This is a genomic window from Pseudomonas sp. LBUM1679 (assembly GCF_059695565.1).
The window spans coordinates 3,623,035-3,636,115 of sequence record NZ_CP166774.1; the positions used below are offsets into that span (position 1 = coordinate 3,623,035).

Sequence of the window (13,081 nt, forward strand, 5' to 3'; positions counted from 1 at the left end):
CCTGTCGTTTAACATAATATACATTACACGTAATGATGTATTTCAGGATCAGCCCGGTTGCACGCACATTTCGAGGAGATGATTGTCGAGATTACTTAAAAATGCGAAACCTAGCGAATTATGCGAAACCCCACAAAATCATAAGGTTGTAGTCATTCCTTTGGCTGTTGATCAAGCCGTGCCTTGGGCTGACCTCATTTAAATATGCGAACTCCGCTAGCTCTCGGCAGTAATTTCTTTTCATTTCAAGAACTAAATTCCTTGCATGGGCGATTTACCGCTTGGACAAGATTTTCCTCTACAGACGTCCGGATTCATTTTACTCCTGCAGCATCAAATCCGGAAATCTAGCCCATAAGTAACCTGGGTGCTTAACGTTGATAAAGCCGAGACTTGGGCTGACCCAGATTTTAAGGAAGGTCATTCTTGTTGATGACCGGCGGCGTACTCGACATTAACCAGTGCAAGCGCCTGTCTCATTCAGGCGCGGATCAGGCATTACGATTGTGTACTTTGGGATCGGCTAGGATCTGTAGGAAATCAGCTGAAACTCATTTGAACCCTATATGCATCGGGATTCAGTTGAGTACGCGTCCATCAAAGGCAGGAGCCCACGATGACCAAACGTTATGGACTCCCCGACGCGGCCTGGGAATTTGTTGCTGACCTCTTCATCGAAGCCCCGCGCGGTGGTCGCCCAAGGGCAGATGATCGCTTGATGCTGAATGGCATCCTATGGGTGCTTTGCTCACGCGCTGCTTGGCGAGATATGCCGGAGCGTTTCGGGCCTTGGTCTACGGTCTATCAACGCTTTTGTGATTGCCGCAACCGAGACGCCTTCGATCAATTGCTCAAACCTGCGTGGCCGTCCCCCCAAACGCTGTCGATGGCTGCTGGTCGACAAGGGCTATGACGCCGAGGCATTGCGCCGTTACTGCGATAGTTATCGGATGCAGCCAGTGATCCCGTTGCGACCCATGAAGCACAAGCCTCGACCGGGTTTGCCCAGGCTGTTTGATCGCCTCAAATACTGACAGCGCAACATCATCGAGCGCATGTTCGGATGCTGAAGGGGAACCGCCCCATCGTTACACGCTTCGACAAGCTCGCGAAAAGTTTTGCTGCGATGGTTTCGTTGGCCTGTGCCATGCGGTGTTCGCGACATTACTTTTCGTACAGAGCCTAGCACTAGTCAGAAGCACTGTGCGCCATCGCGGTTGTTGGCGATGATGATCAAATAACTCCATGAGGCAAAAATAATTACCCGAATACAACGTACTTTGTAAAATTCGTGACTAAGCCGCCCTCTGGACGGTTTTCAGGGTCAAAGTTACGATAACTCAACTAAACATCTATTTAGTTGAGTTATATATCAGCCTGTTAATTCCCCTGTTTCAGCTTATCAATCTCCCCTACCCAACCCGGACACCCGTTTCGCGTTTTGAGGTAGAAACTTTGATTTCTGGTGCACCCTCAAGACTGATCCAGCCCCAGGTACGCTTGCTAGCGCATACGCACAGTACTGACCGCGCCGCACGCCATCTGCAGCTCTTCGCCCTGCAACCACTGGGCGTAATAGTCTTTCAGCTCTTCCTCCCAGCCAATCACTTCGTCCAGCAAGTGCTCGGCGTGTTCACGGCTCAGCGCAAAGTGGCTGTGATGACTGAGTAAATTGGCCCGGCTGATTTGATTGCCGTCCCGGCCCACTGCCATGGCCAAGGTCTGGGCAGGACCCTCATCGACAATCGGCAGCACGTCGTACATCGGTGAGAGGCGCCACTGCCCTGCGAGCCAGATGATCGAGTGGTTTCGCGGGTGGTCGTCGCTGTTGCCCGCCAAGGCGTTGTAGCACATGCGTTTGAACAGCTCGTGCAGATCCACGTCCGGCACTCCGCGCCGGCGCATTTCATCAGCGACTGCCGCATAGCGCCAGTCACGGTGGTATTGCTCGTTCCATTCCGCATCCAGCAAGGTCAGCGCACTGAGCATCGGGATGCGCCTGGCGCCTTCGGCCAAGGGTGTGCGGTCGAAGCGTTCGATCAATAACGTAGAGGGCGTTTCGGCATGCAAGGCGGTATTGGCAACGTTCATACCCTTGGATGCGGCGAAGGTCATGCAGGCATATTCGATGGCAGGGAAATCATATTGGTCAAAGCGGTCTCGGGGCTTGGCCAGAATCAGCATCCCGTGGTCCTGCAATGTTCGCTTTGGCCGCGCACCACCTAGGGAGGAGCGTTGCTGGCGGATGTTCAGCATCGCGACCGACTGTTCATCCAGTTGTCCGTCATAGACCGCTTCGCAGGCTTCTATGAATTTGGCCAAACCTTTCAAGGTTGGCACCGGACTGTCTCCCAGGCCGGGTACGGGCACAGTCGCTGTTCCGGCCATGAGATTGCCGACGCGGTCGTTGTTCGGTGACTTGAGCAAGAATTCGATGGGCGCCAGCACTTGACCGAAGGCGCGCTGGAGCAAGCGCTCTCCCCATCCGTCCGGCATGGCGTCGTTGATAAAGCCCGGTATGCCTCGGTTCTTGGCAATGCCGGTATAGGCTTCTGCGCGTAACGGATAGTTGATGGGATCGGGCACCCAGTTGCCACGCTCTACATAGTCGGGCGCATAAATGAATTCGCCGAACCTCCCCTGCAGGGTCAGTCTGCCAAGGGTCAGGATCTCTCGGGTGTCCGGGTGCTCCATGTAGATATAGGCACGGGACATCAGAAGTCCTCCGCTTTGGATTTGCGCAACCGCACACGTTTGGAGGCAATGCTCTGGTGAGCGTCCTCATCGGTGACATAGCGGGTGATCTGCGATGTGGTTTCGATCCCGTCCAATGAGGCGAAAATCGACTCGTTGATCCCAAGGCGCCACAGGACCAGCATAAAAGATCGCAGGTCGACGAATTCCGACCCGTTTTCGATTTTGCGCAGCGTGTGCTCGGAGATGCCGAGCGTCGATTTGAAATCCGCTTGGCGCATGCCCGACGTCAAGCGCCTGGCTTTGACCAGAAGCCCGATTTTGCTGAGGGTGTCGGCACAGGCGACCGGGAAAAAGTCTTTCATAATACGCACCATAATGAGCGTTATCCTTCATAAGGTTAACGATAGCACGTATTAAGTGTGCGCCTGATGTATTAATAGTGACCACGGTGAGTATTATTGCGGATAAAGCTCACATGGGTGAGCTTTATATTAGCGACAGCTACGCTTGAGCGTTTCACTTGGCAACTCTTGAAACAACGCCCGATAGCTGCTGGAAAACCTTCCCAGATGCCAGAACGACCACTGCATCGCCACTTCGGCCACCGTGGTCTCCATGGGCGAGCGCTTGAGCAGTTCACGGTGCGCGCTGTTGAGCCGGCGCAAGCGTAGCCAATGGGTGGGCGTCATGCCGGTGTAGGCCTTGAACGCCTGCTGCAACTGACGCAGGGAAACTCCGGCCACCTGGGAAAGCTCCAGCAGGTTCAGGGTTTCTTCCGGAACGTCGGCCGCCCATTCACCGATACGCTTCATGACTGCCCGTTCTTCGGCGCGGCGCCGCAGACCTCCGCGATCGAGGCAGACGCAGGCGTTATCGAGGATGTACAGGCAGTCCTCCAGCAACTGCTGGGTCAATGCCTCCTTGCTCGGCGGATCGAGTGTCTGCGTCAGCCGGGTCAGGGTCCCGCTCAGCCAGCGGCTGAACAGCGCGTTCTGCCCCGAGTTCAGCGGCGCCATGAACAACCCTTCCAGCCTGGCAACATTGAGGCCGTGGTGCTGAACGAACGCCGGGCCGAACACCACGGCGATTTCCTGGTAGTTCTCCGGGGTGATCCAGATGTTGCGGCTTTCTTCATTCAACACGTACAGCGCGTTGTCGCTACGATCGAAACAGAACGCCAGCGAGCCCTCGGGCGCACTGAAATTCTGCTCGACCCGGGTGTTCATGTGTTCCTCGTAGATTTCCACGCCTTGCAGGTCCAGGTAGCGCACCCGCCCGGCGAAATGCCCCGGCGACATCTGCTGGTAGTGCTGGACCCAACCGGGTGTGGCACGGATCTGTTCGGCCACGTCGGCGGTGTTGAAGGCTTGGACTTGTAATGGGTTACACGCTGTCATGGGTGACCTTACGCACTCGTTTGGTGCGTTTTGGTGCTGCTGAAAGTGGATAGATGGAACCGCAAGGCTCACCCAAGATAGTCGTCAACGCGCCACAGGGGAAGTGTGTGGTGGATGAAACCACCCTCCCCGGCGTTAACAAAACCAATAACGAGGTCTTTATGAATGCCCCTTTCGATCAGCTGTTCACTTGGCTGAAAGATCACAAGATTACCGAAGTCGAGTGCGTCGTCAGCGACCTGACGGGCATTGCCCGCGGCAAGATCGCCCCGACCAACAAGTTCCTGCATGAGCGAGGCATGCGCCTGCCGGAAAGTGTGCTGCTGCAAACGGTAACCGGGGACTTTGTCGACGATGACATCTACTACGACCTGCTCGATCCGGCCGACATCGACATGGTGTGCAAGCCCGTTTCCGATGCGGTTTACGTGATTCCATGGGCTATCGAGCCGACCGCGATCGTGATCCACGACACCTTCGACAAGTTCGGCAACCCCATCGAACTGTCACCGCGCAACGTGTTGAAAAAAGTCCTGCAGCTGTACACCGACAAAGGCTGGAAGCCGATCGTCGCGCCGGAAATGGAGTTCTACCTGACCCAGCGCTGCGAAGACCCGGACTTGCCGCTCAAGGCGCCGCTGGGCCGTTCGGGGCGTGCGGAAAGTGGCCGGCAGTCGTTTTCCATCGACGCCGCCAACGAGTTCGATCCGCTGTTCGAAGATGTCTACGACTGGTGCGAACTGCAGGGCCTGGACCTCGACACCTTGATCCACGAAGACGGTCCGGCGCAGATGGAAATCAACTTCCGTCACGGCGACGCGCTGGACCTGGCCGACCAGATTACCGTGTTCAAGCGCACCTTGCGCGAGGCGGCGCTCAAGCACAACGTCACCGCGACCTTCATGGCCAAGCCGATCGGCGACGAGCCTGGCAGTGCCATGCACATTCACCAGAGCGTGGTCGATAGCGTCAGCGGCCGGCCGATCTTCGCCGATGCCGAAGGCAACATGAGCGAGCTGTTCCTGCACCATATCGGCGGCCTGCAGAAGTACATCCCCAAAGTGCTGCCGATGTTCGCGCCCAACGTGAACTCCTTCCGCCGCTTCCTGCCGGACACTTCGGCCCCGGTGAACGTCGAATGGGGCGAAGAAAACCGCACCGTCGGCCTGCGCGTACCGACCTCCACGCCGGATTCGATGCGCGTGGAGAACCGCTTGCCGGGCGCCGATGCCAACCCTTATCTGGCGATTGCGGCAAGTTTGTTGTGCGGCTACCTCGGCATGGTCGAGCGCATTGAACCGAGCGCCGCGGTCCAGGGCCGAGCCTACGAACGGCGCAACCTGCGCCTGCCGATCACCATCGAAGACGCCCTGACACAGATGGAGGAATGCGAAACCGTCAGCCGCTACCTGGGCAGCAAGTTCGTGCGCGGTTACGTCGCGGTCAAGCGTGCCGAGCACGAGAACTTCAAGCGGGTGATCAGTTCCTGGGAGCGTGAGTTCCTGTTGCTCAGCGTCTGAGATTTGCGCTGCCGGTCAGGGCCTCTTCGCCGGCAAGCCGGTCTCGCTCCCACCGATCCCCTGTGGGAGCGGGCTTGCCCGCGATAGCGGTCAGTCAGTCAGTCAGTCAACGGTGATGTTGAATGTACTGGCCTCATCGCGGGCAAGCCCGCTCCCACAGGGGCCGAGTACACCAAAGAACACCTGAATAAATTCAACAACTATAAGAGGTGTCGCCATGCATCTATTGAAATCCATGCTCCCGGCCGCCCTGGCCGTGCTGTTCAGCACCGCAACGCAGGCCGGGCCAAGCGTCAGCGTCTATAACTGGACCGATTACATCGGCGAGACCACCCTCGCCGACTTCCAGGCCAACACCGGGATCAAGGTGATCTACGACGTATTCGATTCCAACGAAACCCTGGAGGGCAAACTGCTCGCCGGTCGCACCGGGTACGACGTGGTGGTGCCGTCCAACCACTTCCTCGCCCGCCAGGTGAAGGCCGGTGCCTTCCTCAAGCTGGATCGCTCGCAGTTGCCCAACTTCAAGAATCTCGACCCCAAACTGCTGGCATTGCTGGAGCAAAACGATCCGGGCAACGAGCATTCGGTACCCTATCTGTGGGGCACCAACGGGATCGGCTACAACGTCGACAAGGTCAAGCAGGTGCTGGGCATTGACCGCATCGATTCCTGGGCGGTGTTTTTCGAACCGCAGAACCTGAAAAAGCTCAGCCAGTGCGGCGTGTCGATGATGGATTCGGCCGATGAAGTGTTCCCTGCGGTTCTCAACTACATGGGCATGGACCCGCGCAGCGAAAACCCTGAGGATTTCAAGAAGGCCGAAGCCAAGCTGCTGACCATTCGCCCTTACATCACCTATTTCCATTCCTCCAAGTACGTGTCGGACCTGGCCAACGGCGACATTTGCGTAGCGTTCGGTTACTCGGGCGACGTGTTCCAGGCCGCGAACCGAGCCAAGGAAGCGAAGAACGGTGTGAACATCGCTTACGCGATCCCCAAGGAAGGCAGTAATCTGTGGTTCGACTTGTTGGCGATTCCCGCCGATGCCGGCAACCAGAAGGAAGCGCATGCGTTCATCAACAACCTGCTCGACCCGAAAGTGATCGCCAACGTCAGCGCTTCGGTCGGTTACGCAAACCCGAACCCGGCTTCCCAGCCCTACATGGATGCCGCATTGGTGAATAACCCAGAGGTGTATCCGCCTCAGGCCGTCCTCGACAAGCTCTACATCTCGACCACCCCGCCCCAGCCGATCATGCGGCTGATGACCCGTTCCTGGAGCAAAGTGAAGTCCAGCCAATGAACAACCAACACGCGCAGTCCTATTACGCAGCGTCCGCGAACAGCCTGGCGCCCTACCCCACGCTGGACGAGGATCGGGTTGCCGATGTGTGCGTGATCGGCGGTGGTTTCACCGGGGTCAACACGGCAATCGAACTGGCGCAGCGCGGCCTCACGGTGATTCTGCTGGAAGCCCGACGGATCGGCTGGGGCGCCAGCGGGCGCAACGGCGGTCAGTTGATCCGCGGGGTCGGCCATGACGTCAGCGGTTTTGCCCGGCATGTCGGTGCAGAAGGCGTGCGTTACCTCGAGCGCGCCGGGATCGAGTCGGTGGAACTGGTGGGTAAGCGCATCCGCGAACACGGGATTGACTGCGACTTGCGCTGGGGCTTCTGTGAGCTGGCCAATACCAAGGCGCAGTTCGCGGCGTTCGCGGCAGAGCAACAAAGCCTTGCGGAGTCGGGATACGCCCACCAAACCCGCCTCGTGGGGCCGGCGCAGATCCGCCAGCAAGTGGTGGACTCCGGGGTGTATGCCGGCGGTCTGGTGGACATGGGCTCGGGACACTTGCACCCGCTCAACCTGGTCCTTGGGGAAGCGCGACTGGCACAGAGCCTCGGCGTGCAGATCTTCGAGCAAAGCCCGGTGCTGGAGTTGATTCATGGCAGCACCGTGCAGGTACGCTGTGCCGCCGGCACGGTACGCGCCGGCACGCTGGTGCTGGCGTGCAATGCGCACCTGGAAGAACTCGAACCGAAACTGAGTGGCAAGGTGCTGCCGGCGGGGAGCTACATCATCGCCACCGAGCCTTTGGCTCCCGAGGTTGCCGCGCGGTTGATCCCGCAGAATCTGGCGCTGTGCGACCAGAAGGTCGGCCTTGATTATTACCGGCTCTCGGCGGACAAGCGCTTGCTGTTCGGCGGCGCCTGCCATTATTCCGGACGCGATCCGGCCGATATCGCGGCCTATATGCGCCCGCAAATGCTCAAGGTTTTCCCGCAACTGTCGGACGTGAGCATCGCCTATCAATGGGGCGGCAAGATCGGCATCACCGCCAACCGCTTCCCCCAGGTCGGGCGTTTGCGCCAGCATCCGAACGTGTTTTACGCCCAGGGGTACTCGGGCCATGGCCTGAACGTGACCCACTGGTGCGCCAGGCTGTTGGCCGAAGCGATCCATGCCGGACACAGCCAGGGATTCGACGTGTTCAGCGCCGTGCCGCACATGACCTTCCCTGGCGGGCCGATGCTGCGCTCGCCGCTGCTGGCCCTCGGGATGTTCTGGTATCGCCTGCGCGAATTGCTCGGTTGACGAAGAAGACTTTGGTTGCCTGCAAGGCCGCCTTCGTCGGAACGCCGCCCGGAGCAAGCCCGCTCCCACAGGGATCTGCGTCCGTTCACACCTGATGTGTTCACTGAGGATCAATGTGGGAGCGGGCTTGCTCGCGAAGAACGATGACGCGGTCTACCCGGCAATTGCGCCTTTCGATTTGCTCAATCGCAAGGCACTTCTATATTGAGGGGGTGCTCTGAATTTCCTGTCTCCTGGCGAGTGCGGCCTATGGCTACGACTGACCACCTGATCATCTGCGAGCACTGCGACTGCGTGTATGAAAAAGTCACGCTCGCCAAACATCAGAAAACCCTGTGCACGCGCTGCGGCGGCGTGCTTGAGCGCTATAACGGTCTTTCAGTGGAACAGCGCCTGGCGTTGACCTTCACGGCGGCTGTCCTGTGGACGTTCGCCAATTTCTATCCGGTCATGAGCATCAGCCTCAAAGGCCTGAAAAACAGCGCGACGCTCTGGGATTCGGTGCTGGCCCTCAGTCAGGGACCGATCACCTTCATTGCGCTGGTGGCGGCGATTTCGATGATCATCGCGCCGGTGTTCCAAGTGTTGTTGCTGATCTGGGTCCTGAGCTACGCCCTGGCGAACCAGCGCTCGCCCGGGTTCAGGTTTTGCATGCGCTGGCTGGAAACCCTGCGGCCCTGGAGCATGCTGGAAGTCTGTCTGCTGGGGGCCATGGTCGCGGTGTTCAAACTCGCCGGATTGCTCGATGTGTTGCCCGGTATCGGTCTGTTCGCCCTGGCGGTGCTCAGTTTGATGATGATCCGCATTGCCGGACGCGATATCCGCGAACTGTGGGACATCTTATGACCACGCCACCGGTCGCCAGCGAACTCAATCTGTGCCTGTGCCACAGCTGCGGCCTGGCCTGTGACATCACCCATGACCCGCATGAATGCGAACGCTGCGGCGCACCGCTGCACCGGCGCAAGACCGACTCGCTGACCCGGACCTGGGCTTATCTGCTGGCGTCGCTGATATTTTATGTGCCGGCCAACCTGCTGCCGGTGATGAACACCACCATGCTCGGTTCCGGTTCCGAGAGCACCATCATGGGCGGTGTGCTGGAGTTCTGGCAGCACGGCGCCTGGGATATCGCCCTGATTATCTTCATCGCCAGCATCGCGGTGCCGGGCATCAAGTTCGTCGCCCTGACGATGCTGCTGGTGACTGTGCAGCGCGGGAGTTCATGGGCGCTCAAGGAACGTTCGAAGCTGTACCGCTTCGTCGAACTCATCGGTTACTGGTCGATGCTCGACGTGATTGTCGTCGCCCTGGTGGCGGCGCTGGTGAAGTTCCAGGCGCTGGGCGATATCGAACCGAGACAGGGCATCCTGTTCTTTGGCCTGGTGGTGGTGTGCACCATGCTGTCGGCGATGAGTTTCGACCCGCGCTTGATCTGGGACAAGCAGGATAAAGCACGCAATAACCCACCCAACGAGGAGGTCATGGATGAAGTCGCAAGCCACTGACGGGCCGCAAGCCCCCGGCCCGGCACCGGTCAAGACCCGCCGATTCAGCGTATCGCTGGTATGGATCGTGCCGATCGTCGCAGTACTGGTGGGGATTTCGCTGGTAGTGCACTCGGTCATGCAGGAAGGGCCGACCATCACCGTCACGTTCAAGACCGGCAGCGGCCTGACCGCCAACAAGACCCAGGTCAAATATCGCAATGTGGTGATCGGGGTGGTGTCCGACGTGGAATTGAGCGACGACCAGAAGAGTGTCAACGCCACCGTCAAACTGGCCAAGCAGGCGGAAAGTTTCACCCGCGAAGACTCGCAATTCTGGGTGGTGCGGCCGCGTATCGGCGCCGGCGGGGTTTCGGGTATCGATACCCTGCTATCCGGAGATTACATTGGGGCCGATATCGGCCAGTCGAACGCCCGGGCGAAGAACTTCACGGGGCTGGAAAGCCCGCCGCCCATCACCTATGGCGAACCGGGCAAGCGCTTCACCCTGCATACCCAGGACCTGGGTTCGCTGGACATCGGCTCTCCGGTCTACTACCGCAAGATTCCGGTCGGTCAGGTGGTGGCCTATGCCCTGGACGCCGACGGCAAAGGGGTGAATATCGAAGTGTTCGTCCATGCCCCCAATGATGCCTACGTCACCGAGAACACCCGGTTCTGGAATGCCAGCGGCATCGACGTCAACGTTGGCGCCAACGGCTTTGCGGTGAAGACCGAGTCGCTGTCGTCCATCCTGGTGGGCGGCATCGCCTTCCGCGCCCCGGAATACAACCCCAACGACAAAGCGGCCGGGGAGGAAAAAGCCTTCGAATTGTTCGAAGACCAGCAAACCGCCCTCGCCCCGCCCAGTGGCAAGGGGCAATACCTGAGCTTGCGTTTCGATCAGGCGTTGCGCGGGCTCAAAGTCGGTGCGCCGGTAGAGTTCCTGGGCATCGAATTCGGCAGAGTGGTGTCGGTCAATCTGGATTTTGACCCCAAAAAGCGTAGCTTCCCGGTCAATGTCGGCATCGTCATCTTTCCGCAACGCCTGGGGCAGGCTCATCTTAAAATGCTCGAGGCCTTGAAACATGATCCGAATGACGAAGCCGCGGGCGTGCGGCTGATGGGCAGTTTCATCGAAAACGGGCTGCGGGCCCAGGCCCGTAGCGGCAATCTGTTGACCGGCCAGCTGTATATCGCCCTCGATTTTTACCCCAAGGCGGAGAAAGTGGCGTTCGATCCGGCCGCCCGTCCCGTCTCCATCCCAACCATTCCTGGCAGCCTCGAGCAGTTACAGGAAAAACTCGAGGGTATGGTCAACAAGATCAACCAACTGCCGATCGAGCGCATTGCCGGCAACCTCGACAGCAACCTCGTCGAACTGCGCAAAGGCCTGGCCCAATTCAACGCCAAGACCCTGCCGGGCGTGCAAACCACCCTGGCGGATGTCAGCAAGACCCTGCAATCGGCCAGCTCGACCCTGGCCGAAGATTCACCGCAACGGGAACAGCTGACCCAGACCCTGGACGAACTGGGACGCATGTCACGCTCCTTGCGCGAGCTTTCGGATTACCTGGGCCGGCATCCGGAATCGCTGCTGCGTGGTCGTCCCAACAATGCCGCGCCGATGGATCTGCAAGCGCCACCGCGCAACTGAGCACAGGAGCATTACCCATGGCATTTCCGCTGAAGATCACCTTGGTCGCCGCGCTGTTGCTGCTCACCGCTTGTCGCAGTGATCCGATTCAATTTCACACCCTGGTCCCGACCCAACCGGACAGCCATTCAAAGTCCGCCGTTGCGGATATCCAGATCGAAGCGATCAGCGTACCGCCCCAGGTCGATCGCCCGCAGATCGTCATCCGCCAGGGCAACAGTGGCCTGGCGATTCTGGAAACCCAGTGGTGGGCCGCGAGCCTGGTGGATGAGTTGAGCAGCGCGTTGAAGGATCAACTGGTCAACAGCAGTTCCCAGCGCAAAATGTCGGTGCGCCTGGATGTGCAGCGCTTTGACTCGATTCCCGGGCAATACGGCCTGATCGACGTCAAATGGCGCCTGCGCAACCTGGGCGAAAGCGATAACACACCGGTGACGTGCCGCAGCACATTACAGACGCCTTCAGGGCCGAGCATCGATGATTTGGTGGCGGCCCATCAGAACAACGTCAAACGCCTGGCCGCGCTGATCACCCAGGCCGCGAATGGAAAACAAGGAGGTTGCCCGCCAGCCCAGTGACTTGACGATTTTCTCATCCGGCGCATGACATTTGCCACGCTTAAACCTGCAAATGATTCGTATTGGCCTACAATAATTGACGACCACCCCGGTCACGTCTGCGTGCACGATTCTAAAAAACAGGAGCTGCCCGGCATGATCCCCCCCATCCCTTCTTTTCTTAAGCACGCCGTGCTGACGGCCGCGCTGTTGAGCGCCGGCCATGGGTACGCCGCTGATGCCGACGGCATCGTGGTCTACAACGCCCAGCACGAAAGCCTGACGAAATCCTGGATTGAAGGCTTTACCCGGGAGACCGGGATCAAGGTGACCGTGCGCAATGGTGATGACACCGAGATGGGCAATCAGATCGTGCAGGAAGGCGCGTCCTCCCCGGCGGATGTGTTCCTGACCGAGAACTCCCCGGCCATGGTGCTGGTCGACAACGCCGGGCTGTTCGCGCCGGTGGCACCGACGACCCTTGAACAAGTCGACGCGGCCTACCGCCCGGCCCATGGCAAATGGGTGGCCATTGCCGCGCGCGCCACGGTCTTCGTCTACAACCCGGGCAAACTGCCGGAAGCCGAGCTGCCCAAGTCGCTGATGGACCTGGCCGGTCCGGACTGGCAAGGCCGCTGGGGCGCTTCCCCGGCCGGCGCCGACTTCCAGGCGATCGTCGCCGCCGTGTTGGCACTCAAGGGTGAAGCCGCGACCCTCGAATGGTTGAAAGGGATGAAAAGCAACTTCACCGCGTACCGGGGCAACAGCGCCGTGCTCAAGGCGGTCAATGCCGGCCAGATCGATAGCGGCGTGATCTACCACTATTACCGCTTCGGCGATCAGGCCAAGACCGGTGAAAACAGCAAGAACACCGCCCTGCACTACTTCAAGCACCAGGATCCAGGTGCCTTTGTCAGCCTTTCCGGTGGCGGCGTCCTGGCGTCCAGCAAACACAAGGATCAGGCTCAGGCCTTCCTCAAGTGGGTGACCGGCAAAGACGGCCAGGCCATCCTCAAGACCGGCAATTCGTTCGAATACGCGGTGGGCAAAAACGCCGAATCCAACCCGAAACTGGTGCCTTTGCAGCAGCTTGACGCGCCGAAAGTCGACGCTTCAACACTCGACAGTAAAAAAGCCGTGGAGCTGATGACTCAGGCCGGACTGCTCTAAT

General features: G+C 59.1%; 11 protein-coding genes and 1 pseudogene. 9 read left to right on the forward strand and 3 right to left on the reverse strand.

Annotation, left to right across the window (positions count from 1 at the left end):
- Positions 1 to 616 precede the first annotated feature (616 nt).
- Positions 617 to 1,186: pseudogene (locus ACA062_RS16495) on the forward strand (transposase).
- A 317-nt stretch (positions 1,187 to 1,503) separates the two neighbouring features.
- Here the strand turns inward: ACA062_RS16495 and ACA062_RS16500 are convergent.
- The 3 genes from ACA062_RS16500 to ACA062_RS16510 all read right to left on the reverse strand — a co-directional run bounded on the left by ACA062_RS16500 (position 1,504) and on the right by ACA062_RS16510 (position 4,094).
- Positions 1,504 to 2,715 (reverse strand): type II toxin-antitoxin system HipA family toxin, encoded by a 1,212-nt coding sequence (locus tag ACA062_RS16500; RefSeq protein ID WP_497452054.1) that lies wholly within the window; start codon positions 2,713 to 2,715, stop codon positions 1,504 to 1,506.
- Positions 2,715 to 3,059, reverse strand: a complete 345-nt coding sequence (locus tag ACA062_RS16505) for a helix-turn-helix domain-containing protein (protein ID WP_497452055.1) — start codon at positions 3,057 to 3,059, stop codon at positions 2,715 to 2,717. The genes ACA062_RS16500 and ACA062_RS16505 overlap by 1 nt, the downstream gene beginning before the upstream one ends.
- Positions 3,060 to 3,188: 129 nt before the next feature.
- Complete coding sequence (locus tag ACA062_RS16510; protein ID WP_497452056.1) at positions 3,189 to 4,094, reverse strand: helix-turn-helix domain-containing protein; 906 nt, start codon at positions 4,092 to 4,094, stop codon at positions 3,189 to 3,191.
- A 161-nt stretch (positions 4,095 to 4,255) separates the two neighbouring features.
- On the opposite strand from ACA062_RS16510, the gene ACA062_RS16515 reads away from it, so the two are divergent.
- The 8 genes from ACA062_RS16515 to ACA062_RS16550 all read left to right on the forward strand — a co-directional run bounded on the left by ACA062_RS16515 (position 4,256) and on the right by ACA062_RS16550 (position 13,080).
- Positions 4,256 to 5,614, forward strand: a complete 1,359-nt coding sequence (locus ACA062_RS16515) for a glutamine synthetase family protein (RefSeq protein ID WP_497452057.1) — start codon at positions 4,256 to 4,258, stop codon at positions 5,612 to 5,614.
- Positions 5,615 to 5,831: 217 nt separating this feature from the next.
- Positions 5,832 to 6,920 (forward strand): polyamine ABC transporter substrate-binding protein, encoded by a 1,089-nt coding sequence (locus ACA062_RS16520; RefSeq protein WP_497452058.1) that lies wholly within the window; start codon positions 5,832 to 5,834, stop codon positions 6,918 to 6,920.
- On the forward strand, positions 6,917 to 8,209 hold the full coding sequence (locus ACA062_RS16525) for an NAD(P)/FAD-dependent oxidoreductase (protein ID WP_497452059.1): 1,293 nt from the start codon (positions 6,917 to 6,919) through the stop codon (positions 8,207 to 8,209). Before ACA062_RS16520 ends, ACA062_RS16525 begins: the two co-directional genes overlap by 4 nt.
- A gap of 249 nt (positions 8,210 to 8,458) precedes the next feature.
- Positions 8,459 to 9,055, forward strand: coding sequence for a paraquat-inducible protein A (locus tag ACA062_RS16530; protein WP_497452060.1), 597 nt, complete (start codon positions 8,459 to 8,461; stop codon positions 9,053 to 9,055).
- The gene (locus tag ACA062_RS16535) at positions 9,052 to 9,717 is read left to right on the forward strand and encodes a paraquat-inducible protein A (RefSeq protein WP_497452061.1); all 666 of its coding nucleotides are present in this window, start codon (positions 9,052 to 9,054) and stop codon (positions 9,715 to 9,717) included. The genes ACA062_RS16530 and ACA062_RS16535 overlap by 4 nt, the downstream gene beginning before the upstream one ends.
- Positions 9,698 to 11,353: a PqiB family protein gene (locus ACA062_RS16540; protein WP_497452062.1), complete on the forward strand. Its 1,656-nt coding sequence runs from the start codon at positions 9,698 to 9,700 to the stop codon at positions 11,351 to 11,353. Before ACA062_RS16535 ends, ACA062_RS16540 begins: the two co-directional genes overlap by 20 nt.
- Before the next feature lie 17 nt (positions 11,354 to 11,370).
- Positions 11,371 to 11,931, forward strand: a complete 561-nt coding sequence (locus tag ACA062_RS16545) for a PqiC family protein (protein WP_497452063.1) — start codon at positions 11,371 to 11,373, stop codon at positions 11,929 to 11,931.
- Positions 11,932 to 12,066: 135 nt separating this feature from the next.
- Positions 12,067 to 13,080, forward strand: a complete 1,014-nt coding sequence (locus ACA062_RS16550; RefSeq protein ID WP_497452064.1) for an iron ABC transporter substrate-binding protein — start codon at positions 12,067 to 12,069, stop codon at positions 13,078 to 13,080.
- Position 13,081: the final 1 nt, after the last annotated feature.

Coding starts and splice junctions, on each gene's coding strand:
- ACA062_RS16500 (WP_497452054.1), bottom strand. CDS start 2,715: ATGTCCCGTGCCTATATCTACATGGAGCACCCGGACACCCGAGAGATC.
- ACA062_RS16505 (WP_497452055.1), bottom strand. CDS start 3,059: ATGAAAGACTTTTTCCCGGTCGCCTGTGCCGACACCCTCAGCAAAATC.
- ACA062_RS16510 (WP_497452056.1), bottom strand. CDS start 4,094: ATGACAGCGTGTAACCCATTACAAGTCCAAGCCTTCAACACCGCCGAC.
- ACA062_RS16515 (WP_497452057.1), top strand. CDS start 4,256: ATGAATGCCCCTTTCGATCAGCTGTTCACTTGGCTGAAAGATCACAAG.
- ACA062_RS16520 (WP_497452058.1), top strand. CDS start 5,832: ATGCATCTATTGAAATCCATGCTCCCGGCCGCCCTGGCCGTGCTGTTC.
- ACA062_RS16525 (WP_497452059.1), top strand. CDS start 6,917: ATGAACAACCAACACGCGCAGTCCTATTACGCAGCGTCCGCGAACAGC.
- ACA062_RS16530 (WP_497452060.1), top strand. CDS start 8,459: ATGGCTACGACTGACCACCTGATCATCTGCGAGCACTGCGACTGCGTG.
- ACA062_RS16535 (WP_497452061.1), top strand. CDS start 9,052: ATGACCACGCCACCGGTCGCCAGCGAACTCAATCTGTGCCTGTGCCAC.
- ACA062_RS16540 (WP_497452062.1), top strand. CDS start 9,698: ATGAAGTCGCAAGCCACTGACGGGCCGCAAGCCCCCGGCCCGGCACCG.
- ACA062_RS16545 (WP_497452063.1), top strand. CDS start 11,371: ATGGCATTTCCGCTGAAGATCACCTTGGTCGCCGCGCTGTTGCTGCTC.
- ACA062_RS16550 (WP_497452064.1), top strand. CDS start 12,067: ATGATCCCCCCCATCCCTTCTTTTCTTAAGCACGCCGTGCTGACGGCC.